At 71.3% G+C, this 22,065-nt stretch carries 22 protein-coding genes; 16 read left to right on the top strand and 6 right to left on the bottom strand.

All coding sequences use genetic code 11. The annotated features are described in order from the left end of the window. Positions 1-58: 58 nt before the first annotated feature. Positions 59-634 carry a hypothetical protein gene (locus D9V36_RS17450; protein ID WP_129294601.1) on the bottom strand — a complete coding sequence of 192 codons (576 nt, stop codon included), beginning with the start codon at positions 632-634 and terminating at the stop codon, positions 59-61. Between the two features lie 111 nt (positions 635-745). After that, positions 746-1,516 (bottom strand): RDD family protein, encoded by a 771-nt coding sequence (locus D9V36_RS17445; protein WP_129294600.1) that lies wholly within the window; start codon positions 1,514-1,516, stop codon positions 746-748. A gap of 242 nt (positions 1,517-1,758) precedes the next feature. On the opposite strand from D9V36_RS17445, the gene D9V36_RS17440 reads away from it, so the two are divergent. The 6 genes from D9V36_RS17440 to D9V36_RS17415 all read left to right on the top strand — a co-directional run bounded on the left by D9V36_RS17440 (position 1,759) and on the right by D9V36_RS17415 (position 8,548). Continuing rightward, positions 1,759-2,613, top strand: coding sequence for a bifunctional methylenetetrahydrofolate dehydrogenase/methenyltetrahydrofolate cyclohydrolase (locus D9V36_RS17440; protein WP_129294599.1), 855 nt, complete (start codon positions 1,759-1,761; stop codon positions 2,611-2,613). Positions 2,614-2,690: 77 nt separating this feature from the next. After that, on the top strand, positions 2,691-3,119 hold the full coding sequence (locus D9V36_RS17435; protein WP_129294598.1) for a DUF3017 domain-containing protein: 429 nt from the start codon (positions 2,691-2,693) through the stop codon (positions 3,117-3,119). 533 nt (positions 3,120-3,652) lie between these two features. Then, entirely contained in the window at positions 3,653-4,567 is a 915-nt protein-coding gene (locus tag D9V36_RS17430) for a peptidoglycan-binding protein (RefSeq protein ID WP_164992967.1), read from the top strand. After that, positions 4,564-5,559: a helix-turn-helix domain-containing protein gene (locus D9V36_RS17425; RefSeq protein WP_277753456.1), complete on the top strand. Its 996-nt coding sequence runs from the start codon at positions 4,564-4,566 to the stop codon at positions 5,557-5,559. The genes D9V36_RS17430 and D9V36_RS17425 overlap by 4 nt, the downstream gene beginning before the upstream one ends. 240 nt (positions 5,560-5,799) lie before the next feature. After that, positions 5,800-6,999, top strand: a complete 1,200-nt coding sequence (locus D9V36_RS17420; RefSeq protein ID WP_129294596.1) for a helix-turn-helix domain-containing protein — start codon at positions 5,800-5,802, stop codon at positions 6,997-6,999. A gap of 556 nt (positions 7,000-7,555) precedes the next feature. Next, a complete protein-coding gene (locus tag D9V36_RS17415) occupies positions 7,556-8,548 on the top strand; it encodes a malate dehydrogenase (RefSeq protein ID WP_129294595.1) in 993 nt (330 codons plus the stop codon). Positions 8,549-8,679: 131 nt separating this feature from the next. On the opposite strand, the gene D9V36_RS17410 is transcribed toward D9V36_RS17415, so the two are convergent. Then, on the bottom strand, positions 8,680-9,009 hold the full coding sequence (locus tag D9V36_RS17410; protein ID WP_129294594.1) for a hypothetical protein: 330 nt from the start codon (positions 9,007-9,009) through the stop codon (positions 8,680-8,682). A 205-nt stretch (positions 9,010-9,214) separates the two neighbouring features. On the opposite strand from D9V36_RS17410, the gene D9V36_RS17405 reads away from it, so the two are divergent. The 5 genes from D9V36_RS17405 to D9V36_RS17385 all read left to right on the top strand — a co-directional run bounded on the left by D9V36_RS17405 (position 9,215) and on the right by D9V36_RS17385 (position 13,619). Further along, a complete protein-coding gene (locus D9V36_RS17405; RefSeq protein WP_129298484.1) occupies positions 9,215-10,174 on the top strand; it encodes a helix-turn-helix domain-containing protein in 960 nt (319 codons plus the stop codon). Continuing rightward, positions 10,092-10,274, top strand: a complete 183-nt coding sequence (locus D9V36_RS17400) for a DUF397 domain-containing protein (RefSeq protein ID WP_129294593.1) — start codon at positions 10,092-10,094, stop codon at positions 10,272-10,274. Before D9V36_RS17405 ends, D9V36_RS17400 begins: the two co-directional genes overlap by 83 nt. Positions 10,275-10,421: 147 nt before the next feature. Beyond that, a complete protein-coding gene (locus D9V36_RS17395) occupies positions 10,422-12,260 on the top strand; it encodes a hypothetical protein (protein ID WP_164992966.1) in 1,839 nt (612 codons plus the stop codon). After that, positions 12,247-12,621 carry a hypothetical protein gene (locus D9V36_RS17390; RefSeq protein WP_129294592.1) on the top strand — a complete coding sequence of 125 codons (375 nt, stop codon included), beginning with the start codon at positions 12,247-12,249 and terminating at the stop codon, positions 12,619-12,621. Before D9V36_RS17395 ends, D9V36_RS17390 begins: the two co-directional genes overlap by 14 nt. Positions 12,622-12,623: 2 nt before the next feature. After that, positions 12,624-13,619, top strand: coding sequence for a hypothetical protein (locus D9V36_RS17385; protein WP_129294591.1), 996 nt, complete (start codon positions 12,624-12,626; stop codon positions 13,617-13,619). A 33-nt stretch (positions 13,620-13,652) separates the two neighbouring features. On the opposite strand, the gene D9V36_RS17380 is transcribed toward D9V36_RS17385, so the two are convergent. The 3 genes from D9V36_RS17380 to D9V36_RS17370 form a co-directional block, all read right to left on the bottom strand. Beyond that, on the bottom strand, positions 13,653-13,862 hold the full coding sequence (locus D9V36_RS17380) for a DUF5988 family protein (protein ID WP_164992965.1): 210 nt from the start codon (positions 13,860-13,862) through the stop codon (positions 13,653-13,655). A gap of 77 nt (positions 13,863-13,939) precedes the next feature. After that, positions 13,940-14,491: a Uma2 family endonuclease gene (locus tag D9V36_RS17375; protein WP_129298482.1), complete on the bottom strand. Its 552-nt coding sequence runs from the start codon at positions 14,489-14,491 to the stop codon at positions 13,940-13,942. A gap of 141 nt (positions 14,492-14,632) precedes the next feature. Then, positions 14,633-15,451 carry a hypothetical protein gene (locus tag D9V36_RS17370; RefSeq protein WP_129294590.1) on the bottom strand — a complete coding sequence of 273 codons (819 nt, stop codon included), beginning with the start codon at positions 15,449-15,451 and terminating at the stop codon, positions 14,633-14,635. 214 nt (positions 15,452-15,665) lie between these two features. On the opposite strand from D9V36_RS17370, the gene D9V36_RS17365 reads away from it, so the two are divergent. From D9V36_RS17365 to D9V36_RS17350, 5 genes are read left to right on the top strand one after another with little or no spacing between them, the layout of a single operon-like run. Next, positions 15,666-17,174 carry an aldehyde dehydrogenase family protein gene (locus D9V36_RS17365; RefSeq protein WP_129294589.1) on the top strand — a complete coding sequence of 503 codons (1,509 nt, stop codon included), beginning with the start codon at positions 15,666-15,668 and terminating at the stop codon, positions 17,172-17,174. A 59-nt stretch (positions 17,175-17,233) separates the two neighbouring features. After that, positions 17,234-18,775 (top strand): GMC family oxidoreductase, encoded by a 1,542-nt coding sequence (locus D9V36_RS17360; protein WP_129294588.1) that lies wholly within the window; start codon positions 17,234-17,236, stop codon positions 18,773-18,775. Beyond that, entirely contained in the window at positions 18,775-19,902 is a 1,128-nt protein-coding gene (locus D9V36_RS17355) for a quaternary amine ABC transporter ATP-binding protein (RefSeq protein ID WP_129294587.1), read from the top strand. The genes D9V36_RS17360 and D9V36_RS17355 overlap by 1 nt, the downstream gene beginning before the upstream one ends. After that, complete coding sequence (locus tag D9V36_RS40940) at positions 19,902-20,072, top strand: hypothetical protein (protein WP_164992964.1); 171 nt, start codon at positions 19,902-19,904, stop codon at positions 20,070-20,072. The genes D9V36_RS17355 and D9V36_RS40940 overlap by 1 nt, the downstream gene beginning before the upstream one ends. Further along, positions 20,069-22,063, top strand: a complete 1,995-nt coding sequence (locus tag D9V36_RS17350; RefSeq protein WP_129294586.1) for an ABC transporter permease — start codon at positions 20,069-20,071, stop codon at positions 22,061-22,063. The genes D9V36_RS40940 and D9V36_RS17350 overlap by 4 nt, the downstream gene beginning before the upstream one ends. The last annotated feature ends 2 nt before the right edge of the window (positions 22,064-22,065 follow it).

Genomic DNA, 22,065 nt, shown 5'->3' with positions numbered 1-22,065 from the left:
GGGGTGCGGCCCTTTCGCGCTGAATGCGCGCACGGAATCCGCGCGGTCACCGAAGACGTCAGTAACGCGGCCTGTTGAACCAGTACTTGCTCTCGTCCTTGGAGATGAAGGCGATCACCATGACGCCCAGGATGGTGTGGACCAGGCCGAGCGGGAAGGTGCACAGGCTCAATATGAGGGTGCCGACACCGAAGACGATGCTGCCGACCCGCACCCCGTTGCCCCCGTTGGTGAACTGCAGGGCCAGCGTGATCGCGACCACGGTGAAGACCACGATGAGCACGATCACCGCGATCAGCAGGCCCTTGCTGAAGTCGATCGCGGTGACGCCATCGGTGGTGGAGTACGACGAGACATTGTGCGAGGCCTTGCTGACGCCGCTCAGCCCCATCACGGAGAGGATCAGCCCGATGAAGTTCACACCGGAGAGCACGAACAGGAGCACCCGGGCGGTCTTCACCCCGCTGGGCATCGCCACCGGGTACTGCGGCTGCATACCGGCCATCCCGCCGCCGCCCGGGTAGGGGCCGTACGGGGACGGCTGCGGCGGCTGCTGTGGCTGCTGCTGCGGGTAGCCGTACTGGGGCTGTTGACCCGGCGGCGGACCGTAGGGGTTCTGTGGGGGATAACTCACTAGCGGTGTCCTTCATACGACGTGAACGGAGCCGTGAAGGCCCCGGTCGCGCAGGGGCGAGGGGGCCTTCACGGAGTGGTACACCTCGGGCCGGGGGGCACCCCCAACCGCTTACTGGGTCTTGACGACCACTGAGGCCACGGCCTTGTCGGCGAAGGTCTGGGCCTTGTCGTCCCACAGCGGCCACAGCCAGCCGACGCCGCACGCGATGCTGTCGAGGAAGTGCGCCAGGCGGCGGACGAAGGCCATGCCGAAGCCGAGCGGCTGACCGGTGTCCTCGCGGACCACCCGGATGCTCATGGCCTTCTTGCCAATGGTCTGGCCCTTGTTGCCTTCCTGGATGAGCATGAAGATGCCGCCCGCCGTCATCGCCAGGCTGGCGATGACGAACAGGAGGAGGGCGACGCCCGGCGAGGCGGACGAAGACGCTTCCGCCCGGCAGTTGTAATCGTCAAAGGCACAGCTGTCGAGCTTGCTCGCGGCGGAGAAGACCATGCCGAACCCGATCGAGAACAGGATGCCCGGCACCAGGGCCACGACCAGGCCGTCGATGAGCGTGGCGCACAGCCGCGCACCCCAGCTCGCGTACCCCGTCGGCATGCCCATGCCCGGCATCCCCGGCTGGCCGTAGGGGGCCGCCGCCTGCTGCGGGTAGCCGTACGCCTGCTGCTGCGGGACCTGCTGCTGCGGGACCTGCTGCTGGGGGTAGCCGTAGGGCTGCTGCTGCGGGGCCTGCTGGGGGTACCCGTAGCCGGGCTGTCCCTGCGGCGGGACGGGGGGCTGCTGGCCGTACGGGCCCTGCGGCGCCTGCGGCTGCTGCCCGTACGGGCCCTGCGGCGGCTGTGGCTGGCCGTAGGGGTTGTTCGGGTCGCCGAAACTCATCTGCTGTTTTCCTCCGTTGGGTGACTACGGCACGACGCGGCGTGACTCGGAGGAAAAACAGGATTCACTGGCCACCCCCCGACAAAGCCTGCGGCACTGTGTGTCAATCCTTCTAGTTGCGCATTCACTCTGTCCAGTCAAGGCCCCCGGCTGTTGTCCAAGTGCAATGATCAATTCCGGCCATCGGCGCCCCGCATGCCCTGATTGGAACGCCGCCGCCCTCATCCGCGAAGATGGGGGGTATGACTGCCCAGATCCTGGATGGCAAGGCCACCGCAGCCGCTATCAAGTCCGAGCTCACCACCCGCGTCGAAGCGCTGAAGGCCAAGGGCGTGCAGCCCGGTCTGGGCACCCTCCTGGTGGGCGACGACCCGGGCAGCCGCTGGTACGTCAACGGCAAGCACCGCGACTGCGCCCAGGTCGGCATCGCCTCCATCCAGCGCGAGCTGCCGGAGACCGCCACCCAGGAGGAGATCGAGGCGGTCGTCCGCGAGCTGAACGAGGACCCGTCCTGCACCGGCTACATCGTCCAACTCCCGCTCCCCAAGGGCATCGACGCCAACCGTGTCCTGGAACTGATGGATCCGGCCAAGGACGCCGACGGACTGCACCCGATGAGCCTGGGACGCCTGGTGCTCGGCATCGAGGGCCCGCTGCCGTGCACCCCGTACGGCATCGTCCAGCTGCTGCGCCGTCACGAGGTCGAGATCAAGGGCGCGCATGTGGTGGTCGTCGGCCGCGGCATCACCATCGGCCGTCCGATGCCGCTGGTCCTCACCCGCAAGTCCGAGAACGCCACGGTCACCCAGTGCCACACCGGCACCCGTGATCTGTCCGCGCACCTCAAGCAGGCCGACATCATCGTCGCCGCGGCCGGTGTGCCGCACATCATCAAGCCCGAGGACGTCAAGCCCGGTGCGGCGGTCCTGGACGTCGGCGTCAGCCGCGACGAGGCCGGCAAGATCGTCGGCGATGTGCACCCGGGCGTCGCCGAGGTGGCCGGCTGGGTCGCCCCCAACCCCGGCGGCGTCGGCCCGATGACCCGCGCCCAGCTGCTGGTCAACGTCGTCGAGGCCGCCGAGCGCGCGGCGGGCTGATCACACGGGATCTGAGACCCTGTCCTTGAGACAGACGGTGAGACAGACGGATCCGGACACCGAAGGGACTGCCAGCCATGGGTGCCGAAGCGCATGCGGACGGGGCCAGTGAGCCACAGCGCTCCTCGCGCCGCTTTCCGACGCTGACCCGCGACACCGCCCGGCCGGAAGGCGGCGGGCGGGCCGCCTCGGGCGGCTTCCCCGCGCCTGCCCGGCAGTGGCCGCTGCTCAGCGTGATGGGCGGGGTCGGGCTCGGGCTACTGCTCGTGGCGCTCGACGCGTTCCGTATCGGGTCGATCGTGATCGGGCTCTCCCTGCTGGCCGGCGCGGTGCTGCGGTGGGCGCTGCCGTCGGTGGGGATGCTGGCCGTGCGCTCCCGCTTCACCGATATGGCCACCTACGGGGGGCTCGGCTTTGTGATCGTGATGCTGGCGCTGATGGTGCAGCCCAAGCCGTGGATCCACATCCCGTTCCTGGACGACATCGTGCACTTCACCGTGTGGTAGCGGGATCTCCCCGGCCGTACCGGCAGCTGTGCCGGTAGCCGTACCGGCCGGTGCGGCGCGACGGCGGCGGCCCGTCCTCTCTTCCGGGAGAGGGCGGGCCGCCGTTGTGGTGTGCGGGGGCGGGGCGGGGGCGTACGAGCGGTGGTGTGAGGTCGTACGAGCCGTGTGAGGTCGTACGAGGGCGGACGAGGGACGGGCGGCGCGCGGAGTGCGGCGGGGCGGCGCGCGGAGGGTGGTGGAGGCGTCGTGGGGCGGGCCGTGCGGCCCGGGGGAGTGCCACCGGTCGTGCTTCCATCCGCCGGTGTCCGGCGCACGGTGGCCGCCGTCTGCGGACGCCGTGGGATGTCCCGGCTGTGACCTGCGGGGACGTCGTCGGGGTGGACGCTGCGGTGGGACGGCGAAGGAAGCGGCGGGGCGGTTCGGGTACCGCGTGGAAAGCGTAAAAAGCGGGAAGGGAAGCCGTGTCCGCGCCATCATCGGCGGCACAGGGGGCTCATGGCCTCGGGGGAGAACGAACGCGTATGGGGTGGAACATGTCGCGTTGGAAAGGGCTGCCCGAATCGCTGGACCACCGGGTGCGGTACCTGATCGTCCGGTTACGGCGACTGAAGGACCACAGCGGCCTGAGCCTGGCCGCGCTCGCCGCCAGGACCTCGTACAGCAAGTCGTCCTGGGAGCGCTATCTCAACGGCAAGAAGCTGCCGCCGCGCGATGCGGTGGAGGCGCTGGCGCGCATCTGCGAGGCCGATACGACCCGGCTGCTGGCGCTGCACGAGGTCGCCGCCCAGGCCTGGCACGCGGAACGGCCGCAGGCGGGGGCGGGGGCGGAGGCTGCGACCGAGGCGGGGGCTGAGCGGGACGAGGCGGGGGCTGAGCGGGACGAGGCAGGGGCTGAGCGGGACGAGGCAGCCGTACCCGCTGGACCCGCTGTCACCGCCGTACCGGCCGTACCCGCCGCACCTGCCGCACCGGAGGTACCCACCGCCGCCCCGGCCGGTCGCCAAGTGCCGCTCAGGCCGCTGGTGCTGGGGGCCCTGGCCGTGCTGGTCATTGCCGGTGCGGCGCTGCTGGTCGCCCGTCTCTGGGAGGACGCCTCCGGGATAGGCAGTAGTGGCGCGGACGCCGTGCCGGTCATCAGCGGGACCGGCGCCGCGCCGACCTTCACCCATCGGCCGGGGGAGACCTTCCCCTGCTCCGTACAGCGCCGGGCAGGCGCCCTGTACGCCGGGCACAGCCGCACCGGCACGGCGATCCTGGACCGCGGCGCGACGGGCTGGGACGTCGTCGAGGCGCAGTGTCTGCTGCACCGCCAGGGCTACGACCCCGGTGTGGTGGACGGCATCGTCGGCGGCAAGACCCTGCGTGCCGTCAAGCGTCTGCAGGCCAGGGCCGGGCTGCCCACGGACGGGATCGTGGGCCCCGACACCTGGAAGGCGTTACGCCGGTGAGCGGGCCGGGCGGCGAACCGGGGCAGGGCGTCGAGAGCTCCCGACTGGCAGCGCACATGCGGGAGTTGAGGGAGCGTACGGGCCTCACCCTGGCCGGACTCGCCGAGCGGACGCCCTACAGCAAGTCGTCGTGGGAGCGCTATCTCAACGCGAAGAAGCTGCCGCCGCGGGGTGCGGTCGAGGCGCTGTGCCGGCTGGCGGGGGAGCCGTCCGGCAGGCTTCTGGCGCTGTGGGAGCTGGCGGATGCGGCCTGGAGCGGACGCGGGCGGTCGGGCGGCGGCGCGATGCGGGGGAGGGGCACGGTGCCGGGCCGGGGCGCCGTGCTGGACCGCGGCGAGTCACCGGACCCGGAACCGGACCCGAACCCGGACCCGAACCCGGACCCGAACCCGGACCCGAACCCGGACCCGAACCCGGACCCGGACCCGGACCAGAACCTGAACCCGGAACCGGCCCCGAGCCCGGGAAGCGCCCCGGCCGGTGCGCCGTCCCCCCGGCTGCCGCAGCGCGCCGTATCCGTTGTCGCCGGTGCCTGCGTCGGCCTCATGGCAGTCGGGGTGGCGGTGCTGGCCTTCGGGGTGGGAGGAGGGGGCACGGGCGCCGGCCCGGGGAAAGGTGCCGCGCCCGAACCGTCCGAGGTGACCGGCTGCCGGGCGAGGGCGTGCGACGGCGAGGATCCCGAGTCGATGTACTGCGAACTCCCCGACCTGGTGGTGACGCCCGTGGAGCGCACCGCCGCCCGCGGGGAGCATGTGCAGATCCGTTACGGCAAGGCCTGCGGCGCGGCCTGGGGACGGCTCCGCAACGGCCGGGTCGGGGACCGTCTGGAGGTGTCGGTGCCGGGGGCGCGGCCGCGGTCGGTACGGGTGGTGGACCGGTTCGACGCCGAGGGGTACCTCGTCACGCCGATGGCGGTGGCCCGCGGGCCGGAGGGCATCCGCCTGTGTCTCTACCCGGCGGGCGGCGGGGCAGGGGAGTGCTTCGCACCGTAGGCCCCCGAGGGGGTTGCGCGGGCTGTTCTTGTCAGTAAACGTACGGAACTCGTACAGAGTCCGGTCGAAATGCGACACTGCGGGGGCCACGGGGTGTGCGGGCGGATGACCTGTGCCCGGACGCTCCCGTGCGCCTGCGCACGCGAACTGCCGTCCTGACCGGGGGCATCCGTGCCGGGAGCAAGGAGGGCGGACCGGGGGAACCGCTGTCGCACGTAAGCGGGGGGATAGGGGGAGGCAATGCCTCGCTGGAAGGCGCTTCCGGAAGAACTCGATCCGCAGGTAGCGGAGTTCACCGGTCAGCTGCGCAGGCTCGTGGACCGCAGCGGGCTGAGTGTGGCCGCCGTCGCGGACCGCACGGGCTACAGCAAGACGTCCTGGGAGCGGTATCTGGGCGGGCGGTTGCTGCCGCCGCTGCGCGCGGTGGTTGCGCTCGCCGAGGTGACCGGCGCGCAGCCCGCGCATCTCACCACGCTGTGGGAGCTGGCCGAACGGGCCTGGAGCCGGGCCGAGATGCGGCAGGACGTCACCATGGAAGCGATCAGCGTGGCCCAGGCGCGCGCTGCCCTGGGGGAGTTCGACACGGCGCCGGCGGCGGCCGCGCCGACGGCGAAGTCCGCAAAGGCCGCCAAGGCGGCAGAAGCCAAAGCGGCAAAGGAAGCCAAGGCGGCGAAGGCCAAGGGTGCGAAGTCGCCGCAGGCCGCCGGGCCACTGACGGAGCCGCTGACGGAGCCGCTGACGGTGCAGTGGCCGCAACAGCCGCGCCTGGACCTCCCGTCGACCGCCGACTTCCCCGCCGAGCGGATGGCAGCGGGAAAGTCGGCAGCGGGCCACTCCCCGGCGACGGCCGCCTCACCGGTCTCACCCGCCTCACCCGCCGCACCCGCGAACCAGCGGGCTCGCCGCGGCCGGACGGTCGTGTTCGTCGCCGGTGCGGTCGGCGCGCTGCTGGTGGCCGGCGCCGCCGTACTCCTGCTGAAGCCGGCCGCCGGACCGGCCACGAAGCCGGCCGCCGCCCCCGCCGCCGTGCCGAGCGCAAAGCCGGACCTGCCGGCCGGGGTGCACTGCACCGGTGAGGGCTGCGTGGGCAAGGACCCGGAGAAAATGGGCTGCGGCGGGACGCACGCGACCACCCCGTCCCGCGGTCTGGCCGGGCGCTCGGTGATCGAGGTCCGCTACAGCGCGGTCTGCCACACCGCCTGGGCGCGGATCAGCCGTGCGGCGCAGGGCGACCAGGCCACCATCAGCGCCGGCGGCCACAGCGCCACGGCGCAGGCCGAGCGGGGTGGCGACGCCTACACCCCGATGGTCGCGGTGTCCGGCGACCCGGCGAAGGTCGCGGCCTGCCAGACGACCATGGCGGGTGCCAAGAGCTGCGCCCGTCCAGTTCCGGCCACGCCCGCCGGGCAGGCCACCGGGGCCACCCAGACGGTCCGCTAGCCGGTCCGCCAGCCAGTCGGCCGGCCGATCCGCCGGCCGATCGGCGGCCATACCCGCTGGGAAGCGGGCGACGTCCGGCCGGCCACCGCGCCGCCCGGCCCGCTTCCCGCCCCGCCCCCACCCTGCTTCCGGCCCCGCCTCCGCCCCCGATCCCCCTCCCCGCAAGCTGTCCGAAATTCAGGGGGCATGCCCTCAGGGATCTCGGGCAGACGACGGTTATCCCCCCCACGGGTGTGGCACAACCTGGCGGCCGCCCGCACTCCCCCCTCCTTGAGCGGGCGGCCGCCGCCCCCTTCTTGCGGTACCGGCGCGGAGCACACCGCGCGGGGTAGGCGGACCCCCCACAGTCGCCCGTACGGGCAGCCCGTACGGGCGCCCCGGAAGCACCCGGTGAGGTGTTCCACACCGGCCCGTCGCTTCGACCGGGCGGGGGTCCGATAGCCTGACGGCCGGGTCTCTCGATACCAAGAGACCCGGATAGCTGGGCAGGGACACCCACCGCCACCCATGGTGGTCCAGGGGCTTGCCCCCGGAAAACACCGCGCAGGAGATCGCCATGACCCGCACTCCCGTCAATGTCACCGTCACCGGCGCCGCCGGCCAGATCGGTTACGCACTCCTCTTCCGCATCGCTTCCGGTCATCTGCTCGGCGCCGACGTGCCGGTCAAGCTGCGCCTTCTGGAGATCCCCCAGGGTCTGAAGGCCGCCGAGGGCACCGCCATGGAGCTGGACGACTGCGCCTTCCCGCTGCTGCAGGGCATCGACATCTCGGACGACCCGAACGTGGCCTTCGACGGTGCGAACGTCGCCCTGCTCGTCGGCGCCCGCCCCCGTACGAAGGGCATGGAGCGCGGCGACCTCCTGGAGGCCAACGGCGGCATCTTCAAGCCGCAGGGCAAGGCCATCAACGACCACGCCGCGGACGACATCAAGGTCCTGGTCGTCGGCAACCCCGCCAACACCAACGCCCTGATCGCCCAGGCCGCCGCGCCGGACGTACCGCGCGAGCGCTTCACCGCCATGACCCGCCTGGACCACAACCGCGCGCTGTCGCAGCTCTCGAAGAAGACCGGCACCCCGGTCTCCGAGATCCGCAAGCTGACGATCTGGGGCAACCACTCCGCCACCCAGTACCCCGACATCTTCCACGCCGAGGTCGCGGGCAAGAACGCCGCCGAGGTCGTGAACGACCAGAAGTGGCTGGCCGAGGACTTCATCCCGACCGTCGCCAAGCGCGGTGCGGCGATCATCGAGGCCCGTGGCGCGTCCTCCGCCGCCTCCGCCGCCAACGCCGCCATCGACCACGTCCACACCTGGGTCAACGGCACCGCCGCCGGCGACTGGACCTCGATGGGCATCCCCTCGGACGGCTCCTACGGCGTCCCGGAGGGCCTGATCTCCTCCTTCCCCGTCACCACCAAGGACGGCAAGTACGAGATCGTCCAGGGCCTGGAGGTCAACGACTTCTCCCGCGAGCGCATCGACGCGTCGGTGCAGGAGCTGGCGGAGGAGCGCGAGGCCGTCCGCGGTCTCGGCCTCCTCGGCTGACCCACCGCAGCGGCCGCCCCACGCGGGGCGGCACCGCAGCACCTACGAGCCCGCACGGCCCGCAACGGCCGTGCGGGCTCGGTCGTTGCGGGCCCGGCCGGGGCGCCCGTCACCCCTGGCGTAAGTCCGCCTCAGTCCGCCTCGTGAGCACCGTCCGGAACCGGCAGGCGCGCGCCCCGGCTGTCGGCGACCCGCAGCACATTGCCGAACGCCTGGGTGGTCGCCCGCAACGCCAGCCGCAGTGCATGCTCCCCGGCCTTGCCGTCGTCCAGTACGGCCACCGCGCCCTTGAGGACGTCGGCACCGTCGCACAGCTGCTCCGCCTCGATCTCGTCGGCCAGCCGCGACAGCGCACCCCCGGCGCCGTCCGCCGACAAGAAGCACGGCTTCCCGCCTTCGCCCGCCCACGGCAGCAGGCGCAGCCCCGGCCACATAGGGGCGGCATCCCGGTCGTAACTCATGCTCAATGACTCCCAGAGGTTGGTTGGTCGAGAAGGCGGCGCAGTCGGCCGGATGGACCGTTACGTTGGGTGTGTTCAGCGTTGCGCCCCGTAGTGCGGGACCGCAACGTCGGACGCGTGACACCCACGATCTGGCACCAAGGGGGATGCGGTGAGCCGACGACGACGCAATGCCGCGAGTGGACCGACAGCCACCAATGCCGCCGTGTTCGGGGAGGTGTTGAAGCACTTCCGGGAGGCGGCGGGGTACACGCAGCAGGGGCTGGCGCGCAAGATCCCATGCGACCGCTCGCAGGTCGCCCGCGTGGAGGCGGGCACGCGCGTACCGCAGGAATCCTTCGCCAGGCAGTGCGACGAACTGTTGCAGACGGGCGGAGTGCTGCTGCGGTTATGGGGCCGGATCGACTGGTACCCGGAGGTGCAGCATCCGGACTGGTTCGAGCGGCGGGCGGAGATGGATGCGGTGGCGGTGGCTCTGCGTGCGTATCAAGAGCAAGTGATTCCGGGGCTCTTGCAGACTCCTGAGTACGCCCACGCGCTGTTCAGTCGCCGCACCACGAGGGTTGAAGTGGTGGAGGAGCGAGTCCGGGCGCGACTGAGCCGACAGCGGCGCTTCCTGGCTGTCAACGGCCCGTTGTACGTGGCAGTTCTGGATGAGAGCTGCCTACGCAATGTTGTGGGGAGTCCGGCAGTCATGCGCGACCAGTGCGCGCACTTGCTGAGGGTCGGGCAGCACGCCAACATCCGCGTTCAGGTTGCCCCGGCCGACCGTCCCGAGGTTCGGCGACCCAAGGCATCCATGGCCCTGATCACGCTGCCCGAAGGGGAACGCTGGCTCTACTCGGAGTCTTTGGAACGCGGTCATTTCCACGACGATCCGGCCGCCTTCGCCCGTCACAGCCAGACCTATGATGTGCTCAGGGCGGATGCTCTGTCAGCCCCCGAATCCGCCGCTCTGATCGGCGACTTCATGGAAAGGTACGGGGACCATGAACAAGCACCAGCTGAGCACAGCGATATGGATGAAGAGCAGCTACAGCCACGACGACGGCGGCGACTGTATCGAGGTAGCGCTCACCTGGATGAAGAGCAGCCACAGCCACGACGACGGCGGCAACTGCATCGAAATAGCCCCCGGTATCCCCGACGTCGTCCCCGTCCGTGACAGCAAGGACCCCCACGGCCCCGTGCTGGTATTCCCGACGGGCGGCTGGTCGTCCTTCGTTGCGGCCCTCAAGGACGGGGAGTTCCCCGCGGCCGGCTGACCCGCGGCGACCTTCGGTTATCGCGCTGACACGGAGCGCTCCGTTCCCCTATGCTGCGGCTCCTGTACCGCCGTGGCCGGCAACGGCAGCAAGCCCGCTCAACGGGGCCTCGGCGACGGCTCGTTGGTGTGGTGATGGGGGAAGCCGATGACTCGGACAGATGTGCCTGCGCAGCCCGGTGATCCGGGTGGCCCGCAGGGGTTACGGAAGGAGACCGGGAGCGCGCCGCCCCCGCCGCAGCTCCCCCCGACCCCGCCGGGCGCCAGCGAGGCCACCCGGCTGCTGTGCGCCGGCACGTACATGGACGACGCCTTCCGTGACGCGGTCATCGACGAGCTGTACGTCCACGAGGAGCGGTTCGCCGCGCCCTCCCTGGGCATCGACGCCGCCCGCGTCCTCGCCCACGCGCTGCGCGCCAGGCGGCTCCAACTGGGCTGGGCGGCGGCGATCCTGCTGTTGTGGATCGTGTCCCTGCCGCTGTCCTCCGGCCTCGCGGGGCTCTATGTGTACCCCGTCGTCATCATGGCGCTGTCCCGCGTCGTCCGCCGGGCACCCGTCCTGCCGGGCGTGGCCCGCTTCGTCTCCTTCGTCCTGCGCTGGTACGGCCGGCTGACGCTGGCCTTCGTGTATGTGGCGTTGCTGGTGATGGCGTTCGTCGGCGGGATCGCCCTCGTGGGCGCGGGATGGCCGTTCACCATGCTGCTCCCGGGCGGGCTGAGCTCCCTGACGGGCGATTCCTCGGACTCGTCCGGTTCCGGGCCGTGGGACGGCTCGTACGGGACTGCCTTCGGCATCGGCTACGGGGCCGGCCTTCTGGTGGGGGTGTGGGTCGCGCTGCTGCTGCCGCCGGCCGTGGCCGGGCTGGTCGCTCTGCAGCGCGGGCAGTTCGCCCGGGTGCTGGCGGGCGAGCTGTCCCGGGAACGCTTCCCCGACGTGATGTCCGACCCCGCCGAACGGGCCGAGGGCCACCGCTTCCAGCGGCTGCGGGACCGGGTGCGGACCGAGCAGCACGGGCCGCTGGTGATGTACCGGGCCGCCGACCCGTTCTGTGGCGCCGGTTACCCGTACAAGGCCTGGTCGCTGTCGGTGGAGCTGAACCCCCGGGCGGACCGGGAGGCCGAACCGCTGGACAACAGCGCCATCCTGGCCCGGATCGTGCCGCTGGTGGCGGCGCTGCGGGTGCCGTCCCCGCACGGTTCGCCTCAGGTGGCGGCCGCGGTCCGCGACCGGCTGCGCGCGCTGGAGATCGACGAGTGCGTGTTCCTGCCGGCCGAGGGGCTGCCGGCCCGCGAGGCGGCCCCGTACGCCCCCGACGCGTTCGAGGCGCACCGCGCGCGGGCGGTGGAGGAGGGCGGCGAGACCCGCCGGCACTTCCTGCGGATCCGGGTCGGCGGCTGGAACGAGGGCATCGTCACCACGCTGTTCGTCCGGGTGCACACCCAGGGCGGGATGCTGATGCTGGAGGTCGCGCCGCATGTGCTGTGGCCGCTGCGGCAGCTCTTCCAGGACGCCGACCGGATCGCCCACCAGTACTGTCACCACCACCACTTCGGCAAGGCGGTGTGGGCGCTGACCCGCACCCCCGGCTCCGCCGGACACGCCCTCGCCACGCTGCTGCGCGGACTGCTGTCGGTCTGGCGGCTGGCCGTCGGGGGGCACGGTGCGGCGCTGCCCGAGGGCCCCGGCGCCTCCGTACGCGAACTGGGCTCCTTCGGGGAGTCCTCGCTGTTCCAGGACATGGATGTGGCCCGCTATCTGAAGACCGTTCAGCAGCGGGTGGCGGCCGGGGTGACCACGGCGCTGCGCGAGGCGGGCTATGAGACCGACGAGTTCGAGCAGCGGATCGTGCATGTCGCCGAGGGCGGCGTCTACGTCGAGTCCGCACAGGGCGCCGTCGGCATCGGCGACCACAACACCATCACCCACCACTCGACCACCCGGCGCGGCGCCGAGACGAAGGGAAGTGCCCAGCGTGGCAACGGCTGACGAGCGCGGCAACGGCATCCACATCGGCAGTGTCCGGGGTGCCTTCGCCATCGGCGACCACAACACGGTGACCCACAACGAGGGCGCGGCCGTGCCCGCGGGGGACCCGGCGCAGGAGGAGCTGCTGCGCGCCGTCCGCGCGCTGCGCGACGATCTGTCCCGGGCTGTGGAGAGCCCGCAGATCACGGCCCTGAGCGGGGAACTCGCCGAGACCGAAACGGAGATCGCGGATACGGGCGCGGCGGGCCCGGGCCGGCTGGCCCGGCTGCGTACGGCGCTTGCGGACGCCGGCGCCGTGGTGGGGCTGCTGGCCTCCGGCGCCGCGGTGACCCAGGCGGTCGCGGCCCTGGTGGGAGGCTGACGATGAAGCGTGGCGGGCAGGCCCGCTGGAACGACGAGACCCAGCGCTGGGAGGACGGCGCCCCGACGCCCGCACCCTATACGGGGCCGATGCCGCCCCGGCCGTCCTTCACGCCGTCGGTGGGCGGGACGACGACGGGCGGTCCGTCGGTGGGCGGTCCGTCGGTTGGCGGGACACCGGCGGGCGATACGTCGCCGGGTAGCGTCCCTCCGCCTACCCCCGACTCGCTCTTCGTCCCTGAACCGCTCTTTGCCCCCGACTCGCTCTACGCCCCCGACCCGCTCTACGCCCCCTTACCGGCCGACGAGCCCGCAGCCGGGTTCCGGCACCGCACGGCGCTGGTCGCCGGGGTGGCGGTGGCCGTGATCGCGGCGGCCGCGGGCGGCGGCTATCTGCTCTGGGGCCACCCGGGCGACGACCCGGCCGTCGCCCGCCCGGCGGCCCGCACCAAGGCATCCGCCTCGGACCACACGGCCACCACCGGCTCGCCCACCGGTGCCTCGTCCGGCGCCACGGCCGGCACCGGGTCCCCCACCCCCCTCTCCACCGAGCTGCCCGACGGCTACCGCCTCGTCCACGACGAGAAGGGCTTCACCCTGGCCGTACCCCGCACCTGGAAGCGCAGCGAACGCCGGACCGGGGTGTTCTACACCGCCCCGGACGACCGCGGACTGTTGCAGATCTTCGAGGTCAGCGAGCCGGACACCACCCCGTACGAGGCGTTGGAGACGGCGTCGCGGGGGCTGTCCGGCAACCCCGGCTACAAGGAAATAAGCCTCGAACCACTGGGTTACCCGGGTCCCGGCGCCGACGCCACGCAACTGGTCTACGCCTATGACAGCGAGCGGCTGGGCGAGCGGGTCAAGGTCGTCGACTGTGCCTTCACCGCCGCCGACGGCCGCCAGTTCGCCGTACTCGTCCTGGCCCCCGAGGCCGACTGGCCGGAGCAGGAGGAAACCCAGCAGAACATCCTGCGGAGCTTCGTCCCCGGCCGCTGAGCGCCGCGCACGAGCGTCGGGCCAGGGTGGGGGCTACCCGGGCAGCTCCGTCCGCTCCCACCACTCGTAGACGGGCAGGGCTCCTTCGGCGGTGTGCTTCTGCCGGCTGGTGGCCCGAAAGTGTTCATAGCCGTTCCGGAACGGGATCTTCAGCTCGGCCCCGGGGGGATCGACCGGCACGATCCGCTCGGGGAGCTCTTCGGGGCCGCCTTCGAGCACCGCTTTCGCCGCTGTGTCAGCCATGCCTGCATTGTCGTCCGGCCCGCTGTCCACGGCCTCTCCGGTTCGGCAGGCCGAGTGACGGCGCGACGGGTGCGACCTCAGTCGCGGGGGAACTCGGCGGTGGAGAGAGTGATGCCGACGACTGTGTGCGTCAGGTCGATGGGCATGCCGTAGGCGACGGTGATGTCGACCTTGTAGTCGCCGTCCTGCGGGTCGGTGAACACGCGGCACCGGCCGAGGTAGGGGTCGGCGATCAGGTATACCGGGACCTCGGCGAGCGCATAGGCCGTCTTCTTCGGGCCGTAGTCGTTCTTGCCGGTGCTCGCGGAGATGACCTCGGCGACGAATTCGATGTCCTGGTAACGCGGTTGGTTCTTGTCGTTCTTGGTGGCCTCTTCGGCAAGTGCCACCAGGTCTGAGGCAAACCCGTTCAGATGGCCGGGAAAGTCGATGCGCACGTCGGACAGTACGCGCTTCCTCGGATACCGCGTGCGGAGCTGTTCGTAGATGTCAGCGATGGTCTCCCAGTGCGTGCCCCGCTGCGGCGCCATGTAGATGGTCCCCTCGACGATCTCAGCCTTGTAACCCTCGGGGATGTGCATCTGCTCCACGCGCTCGAACATGTCGTCCAGCTCGCTGCTCTCGGCCATCTCGGTCCTGTCGGTCAGTTCGATGGTCACCGTGCCGCTCCTCCCCGCTGCCGCGCGGGCGCGGGCAGCCGCACAGTTCAACGATACGTATGTACGAACGGTTACGTACCGCACGCGCGACAGCAGGGGAGGAGGAACGGGTCACGCCCCCTGCGCATCCTTCAGCCGCTTCTCCAGTACGGAGATGTCGGCCGTGTCGCCGGGGGCGGGGGTCTTGGTGGAGACGGGGGTGTTGTAGTCGCTGAGCTGGATGACGCCGGTGCGGTGGTCGAGCTCGGCGGTGAGTTTGCGGGGGTAGTGGGTGCCGTCGATGGCCACGTAGAGGGTCTGCACGGCGCCCTTGGCCTTCTTGACGATGGGCAGGACGCGGGTGCCCTCCTCGGTGGTCGGCGTGCCCTTGGTGAGGGAGACCGCGGGGGCGTGTGAGGGGGTGCCGCTGCTGCTGGACGAGGGCTTTCCGGGGGTCGAAGCCGATTTCTGGAACGCCTTGAGGTCGCAGGCGGCGGCCAGGTTGTGCAGGAACGCGTCCTTCGTCGTGCCGTGCAGGAACGTGTTCTCGTACTTTGTCGCGGCTTCCTGGCCCGATTTGCCGGGCAACTGGCCCTTCCAGAAGGCCGCGTCCGGTTTCATCCAGACCTGGTCTCCGCGTTTGATCAGTTCGACGCTGCCGTACTCGCCCTTACTGATGGCGCCGGTGCAGTTACCGGCGCGGTCGAGGGTGAGGTCGAGTTTGGTGGGATCAGCACTGGTCCGGGTCCGCAACCGCAGGGATTGCGCGCCGACCAGTTGCTGGAGGGCGTCATCGGCGATCTGCTGGGCCGATTTGTTCGCGAGATCGCCTTCGCCGCCGTCCGAGGTGTCCGCCGCCGCCGCGGCCGTGGTGCAGGTGATCCCGGCTAGCAGGGTCACTCCGCAGGTCAGCGCCGCGGTGACAGAGGCGGCACGCCGTCTGCTGGTCATCTCGGTACCTCCGGTCCCGAGGGAACAGTCCGCCAGGTACATACGGCTATTCAGGGTACGTTCCGGGACATCCCGCCGCACATTCAGTGAGTCGAATCACTTTCCATGAAGCTGTGGGCATAGATACGCGGCTTCAGGGGAGGGGTCCCCGTTGCTGGTGACGCCAGTGGTTGCACCAGTGGGAACAAGAACGGTAACCGGAAGGCAGAACGACGTGTCGTCAATCGAGACCATTCACGTAGACGGGGTGTGGCTCGCGGCCGCATCCGGCGAAACGCGGGAGGTCCTCGACCCCGCCGACGCGACGACGCTCCAGCTGGTCTCCGAGGGTGGTGCGAAGGACGCCGACGCCGCGGTCGAGGCCGCCCGCCGGGCCTTCGACAACGGCGCGGGTGCCTGGCCCCGTACGGCCGTCGCGGACCGCTCCGCGCTGCTGCGCCGGGTCGCCGACCTGCTCCAGCGCGACCGTGAGGAGATCGCCCTCATCGAGAGCCGGGACACCGGCAAGACGCTGGAGGAGGGCCGGGTCGACGTCGACGACGTCACCAACGCCTTCCGTTACTTCGCCGACCTGGTGATGAACGAGAGCGGCGGCCGGGTCGTCGACGCCGGATCGCCCGATGTGCACAGCATCGTCGTGCACGAGCCGGTCGGTGTCTGCGCGCTCATCACGCCGTGGAACTACCCGCTGCTGCAGGCAAGTTGGAAGATCGCGCCGGCCCTCGCGGCCGGCAACACTTTTGTGATCAAGCCCAGCGAGGTCACCCCGCTGTCGACCGTGCACCTGATCAAGCTGCTGGTCGAGGCCGGGCTGCCGGCCGGGGTCGCCAACATCGTCACCGGCGCCGGCCTGCCGGTCGGCCAGCGGCTGGCCGAGCACCCGGACGTCGACCTCTTCTCCTTCACCGGCGGCCTGGTCAGCGGGACGAAGGCGGGCGCGGCGGCGGTCTCCGGCGCCAAGAAGATCGCGCTGGAGCTGGGCGGCAAGAACCCCAATGTGGTGTTCGCCGATGCCTGCGCCACCGAGGAGGGTTTCGACACCGCCGTCGACCAGGCGCTGAACGCCGCCTTCATCCACAGCGGCCAGGTCTGCTCGGCCGGTGCCCGGCTGATCATCGAGGAGTCGGTGCGCGACCGCTTCGTCGCCGAGCTCGCCCGCCGCGCCGAGAAGATCAAGCTCGGCCGGGGCACCGCGGACGGCGTCGAGTGCGGCCCGGTCGTCTCCCAGCAGCAGCTCGACAAGGTCGAGGCGTACGTCGCCTCCGCGCTCGCCGAGGGTGCCCAGCTGCGCTGCGGCGGCGCCCGTCCCGAGCCGTCCGACGTCCGCCCGGCCACCGGCTACTTCTACGCGCCGACCGTGCTCGACGGCTGCCACCGCGAGATGAAGGTGATCCGCGAGGAGACCTTCGGGCCGATCCTGACGGTCGAGACCTTCACCACCGAGGACGAGGCCGTGGCGCTCGCCAACGACACCGAGTACGGCCTGGCCGGCGCGGTGTTCTCCGGCGACACCGCGCGCGCCCGCCGGGTCGCGGCGCGGCTGCGGCACGGCACGATCTGGATCAACGACTACCACCCCTACCTCCCGCAGGCGGAGTGGGGCGGCTTCGGCAAGTCCGGCATAGGCAGGGAATTGGGCCCCGCAGGTCTGGACGAGTACCGCGAGAGCAAGCACATTTACGAAAACCTCCGGCCGGAGCCGGTGCGCTGGTTCGCGGGCTGACACCCGCCCCTGTCACAGCACCACCCGCACCACGCACGTTGTAAGAAGGAGCACCCCCAATGCCTGTGTATGACTATGTCGTTGTCGGCGGCGGCACCGCCGGTTCCGTCATCGCCTCCCGCCTCACCGAGGACCCGGATGTCACCGTCGCCGTCATCGAGGGCGGTCCGACCGACATCGACCGTGAGGACGTCCTGACGCTGCGCAAGTGGCTCGGCCTGCTCGGCGGTGACCTGGACTACGAGTACACGACCACCGAGCAGCCGCGCGGCAACTCGCACATCCTGCACAGCCGCGCCAAGGTCCTCGGCGGGTGCTCCTCGCACAACACGCTGATCTCCTTCAAGCCGCTGCCGTCCGACTGGGACGAGTGGGAAGAGGCGGGCGCCACCGGCTGGAACGCCGCGCAGATGGACCCCTACTTCGGCAAGCTGCGCAACAACATCGTGCGGGTGGCCAAGAAGGACCAGAACGAGATCGCCAGCGACTGGATCGAGGCCACCAAGACGGCCCTCGGCGTCCCCGAGGTCGTCGGCTTCAACGACCGGCCCTTCGAGGAGGGCGTCGGCTTCTTCGACCTCTCCTACCACCCGGAGAACAACAAGCGCTCCTCCGCGTCCGTCGCCTACCTCCACCCGCACATCGAGGCCGGCGACCGCCCCAACCTCACGCTGATGCTGGAGACCTGGGCGCACAAGCTGGAGCTGGACGGCACCACCGCCAAGGGTGTCCACGTCCGCACGAAGGACGGCGAGGAGGTCTACGTCGAGGCCGCCCGCGAGGTGCTGGTGTGCGCCGGCGCCGTCGACACCCCGCGGCTGCTGATGCACTCGGGCATCGGGCCGCGCAGGGACCTGGAAGCGCTGGGGCTGCCCTGCGTGCTCGACCTGCCGGGCGTCGGCGAGAACCTCATCGACCACCCCGAGTCGGTGATCGTCTGGGAGACGAACGGACCCATCCCCGGCAACTCCGCGATGGACTCCGACGCGGGCCTGTTCGTCAAGCGGGACCCGGAGCACAAGGGCCCCGACCTGATGTTCCACTTCTACCAAATCCCGTTCACCGACAACCCCGAGCGACTGGGCTACGAGCGCCCCGAGCACGGCGTGTCGATGACGCCGAACATCCCCAAGTCCCGCTCCCGCGGCCGGCTCTACCTCACCTCCGCCGACCCCGAGGTCAAGCCCGCCCTCGACTTCAAGTACTTCGAGGACGAGGGTGACTACGACGGTCAGACCCTCGTCGACGGCATCAAGCTGGCCCGCAAGGTCGCCCAGGCCGAGCCGTTCAAGAAGTGGCTCAAGCGCGAGGTCTTCCCCGGCCCCGAGGTCACCGATGACGCGGAGATCAGCGAGCTGGTGCGCAAGGCGGCCCACACCGTCTACCACCCGGCCGGCACCTGCAAGATGGGCGCCGCCGACGACCGCCTGGCCGTGGTCGACCCCGAGCTGAAGATCCGCGGGCTGGCCGGCATCCGTATCGCCGACGCCTCCGTGTTCCCGACCATGCCCGCCGTCAACCCGATGCTGGGCGTGCTCATGGTGGGGGAGAAGTGCGCCGAACTGCTCCGCAAGGCCCCGACTCAAGGAGGTGATGCGTGATGGCTACCACCGCCGCCGGCGCATCCGAGATACCCAACGCCCGCACCCCCGAGTCCGCCTCCGACGCGGACGGCCGTGAGGTCGTCTTCTCCGTCCGCAACCTCTGGAAGGTCTTCGGCCCCAAAGCCGAGCGCATACCCGAGGACACCTCGGTCGCCAAGCTGAACGTCCAGGAACTGCGGGACAAGACCGGCTGTGTGGCCGCCGTCCGCGATGTCTCCTTCGACGTCCACAAGGGCGAGGTCTTCGTCGTCATGGGCCTGTCCGGCTCCGGCAAGTCCACCCTGGTGCGGTGCCTGACCCGGCTGATCGAGCCGACCAGCGGCGTGCTGGAGATGGACGGCGAGGACGTGCGCGCCATGGACCGCACCGCGCTGCGCGAACTGCGCCGCCGCCGCGCCGCCATGGTCTTCCAGCACTTCGGCCTGCTGCCGCACCGCACCGTCGTCGACAACGTCGCCTACGGCCTGGAGATCCAGGGCATGGGCAAGTCGGAGCGCCGCGAGAAGGCCAACGAGATGGTCGACAAGGTCGGCCTGGCCGGGATGGAGAAGCGCCGCCCCGGCCAGCTCTCCGGCGGCCAGCAGCAGCGCGTCGGCCTGGCCCGCGCGCTCGCCGTCGACCCCGAGGTCCTGCTCTTCGACGAGCCCTTCAGCGCGCTCGACCCGCTCATCCGCCGCGACATGCAGGAAGAGGTCATCCGCCTGCACCGCGAGGAGGGCCGGACGATGGTCTTCATCACCCACGACCTGAGCGAGGCGCTGCGCCTGGGCGACCGGATCGCCCTGATGCGCGACGGCGAGATCGTCCAGCTCGGCACCCCCGAGGAGATCGTCGGCTCCCCGGCCGACGACTACGTCCGCGACTTCGTCCGCGACGTCCCGCGCGAGCAGGTGCTGACGGTGCGCCGCGCGATGCGCCCCGCCGAGGACGGCGAGGCCGACGAGGGCCCGGCGCTGGCCCCCGACACCCTCATCTCCGACGCCATCGAGGCCGTCGCCCGCTCCGGCGGCGCCGCCCGCGTCGTCGACGGCGGCCGCTGCCTGGGCATCGTCGACCACGCCTGCCTGCTGAACGTGGTCGCCCGCCTCGACGAGGGCACCCGGACGGATGAGGTGGCCGCCTGATGTACGCCGCCACCACCCACCGCGGCGTCGTGCGCGCGGTCGGTTCCAGAGCTCCCGCGGCCACGCCGCGGGCCCGGCTGCGCGCCGGTCTGCTGCGCCACTGGCGTGAGGCCCAGCGCTGCGCCGCCCTGAACATGCCCACCGGCACCGTGAAGCGGGGGCGAGCATGAGCACTTCCACGCCTCCCATCGCGACGCGCCCGCTGAGCGACGCCGTACGGCCCGGCCCCCTGCGGGCCGTGCTGCAGATGCGCGCCGTGAGCAAGCTCCTGCTGCTCGTGCTCATCGCGGCGGTCGCCGTCCCGCTGCTGCAGGCCAAGTACGGCGCCGCCTGGCCGTCGTCGCTGACCGTCGACGTCTCCGGCCCGCTCGGCAAGACCAGCGACTGGATCATCGACAACCGCGACAGCCACTGGCTGTTCGTCTACTTCCTCGGTCACCTCAGCAACGCCGTGGTGATCTCCGTGCGCGGCGTCTACCTGCTGCTGCTCGCGCTCGGCTGGACCGGCGTCACAGCCGGCGTCACGCTGCTCGCCTGGCGGGTGGCCGGCCTGCGTATCGCCGTCACCGCGCTGGTCTCCTTCCTGGTCAGCGGCCTGCTCGGCATGTGGGTCCCCACCATGCAGACGTTCGCGCTGATGGTCGTGGCGGTCGCCGTCTCGGTCGCGGTCGGCGCCCTGCTGGGCCTGGCGGCCGGCCTCTCCGAGCGCCTGTTCCGGATCCTCCGCCCGGTCCTGGACACCATGCAGGTCCTGCCTGCCTTCGCCTACCTCCTCCCCGTCGTGCTGGTCTTCGGCATCGGCGTCCCCGCCGCGCTGCTGGCCACCGTCATCTACGCGGCTCCGCCGATGGCCCGGCTGACCGCGCTCGGCCTGCGCGGCGCCGACGCCGGCGTCCTGGAGGCGGTCTCCTCGCTCGGCGCCACCGGACGCCAGCGGCTGCTGACCGCCCGCCTGCCGCTGGCCCGCAAGGAACTCCTCCTCGGCGTCAACCAGACGATCATGATGGCGCTGGGCATGGTCGTCATCGCCTCGATGATCGGCGCCGCCGGTCTCGGTGACCGCGTCTACCAGGCGCTCGCCTCGGTCGACGTCGGTGCCGCGCTCTCCGCCGCCATCCCGATCGTGCTGCTGGCCATCGTCATGGACCGCACCACGGCCGCGGCCGGTGAACGCCTCGGTGCCGACACCGCCGCCGCCGGCCCGAAGTGGCTGCGCGGCCGGCTGGCCTGGGTGGGCGTCGCGGTGGTCACCGCCGTCCTCGCCCTCGTCGGCCGGGTGTCCGGCTCCCTGGTCTGGCCGGACGCCTGGGCCGTTGACCTGGCCCGCCCCGTCAACGACTTCAAGGAGTGGATGGTCGACCACCTCTACTCCGGCGTCCCCGTCGTCGGCGGCACCGCCGACTGGGCCGCGCACTTCACCGACTGGGTGCTCAACCCGCTGCGGGACGGCCTGACCGCGCTGCCCTGGTACGCCACGCTGCTCATCGTCGCCGCGCTGGCCTGGCTCATCGGCACCTGGCGCACCGCCCTGACCGCCGTCCTCGCGATGGCCGCCATCGGTGTCCTGGGTGTGTGGAAGCCGTCGATGAACACCCTCTCCCAGGTCATCGCCGCCCTGGCGGTGACGCTGGTGCTGGGCTTCGGCATCGGCGTCCTGGCGGCGGGCAGCAAGCGCTTCGAAGCGATCCTGCGCCCGGTCCTGGACGTCATGCAGACCATGCCGCAGTTCGTGTACCTGATCCCGGTCGTCGCGCTCTTCGCCGTGGGCCGCGCCCCGGCCGCCGCGGCTGCCGTGGTCTACGCGCTCCCGGCCGTCATCCGCATCACCACCCAGGGCCTGCGCCAGGTGGACCCCGCCGCCATGGAGTCCGCCCAGTCGCTGGGCGCCACCCGCTGGCAGATGCTCCGCCAGGTCCAGCTGCCGCTGGCCCGGCCCTCGCTGCTGCTGGCCGTCAACCAGGGCGTCGTCATGGTCCTCGCCGTCGTCATCATCGGCGGCCTGGTCGGCGGCGGTGCCCTCGGCTACGACGTCGTCACCGGCCTCGCCACCGGAGACCTGGGCCTCGGCCTGGTCGCGGGTGTGGCCATCGTGTGCCTGGGCCTGATGCTCGACCGGGTCACCCAGCCCACGGAACGCCGTACGGCGGGGAAGGGAGCCTGACC

This window comes from Streptomyces lydicus (assembly GCF_004125265.1).
Classification (GTDB): Bacteria; Actinomycetota; Actinomycetes; order Streptomycetales; family Streptomycetaceae; genus Streptomyces; species Streptomyces lydicus_C.
Note: the sequence above shows the minus strand (reverse complement) of the source record. Positions and strands in the feature narration are given on the sequence as shown.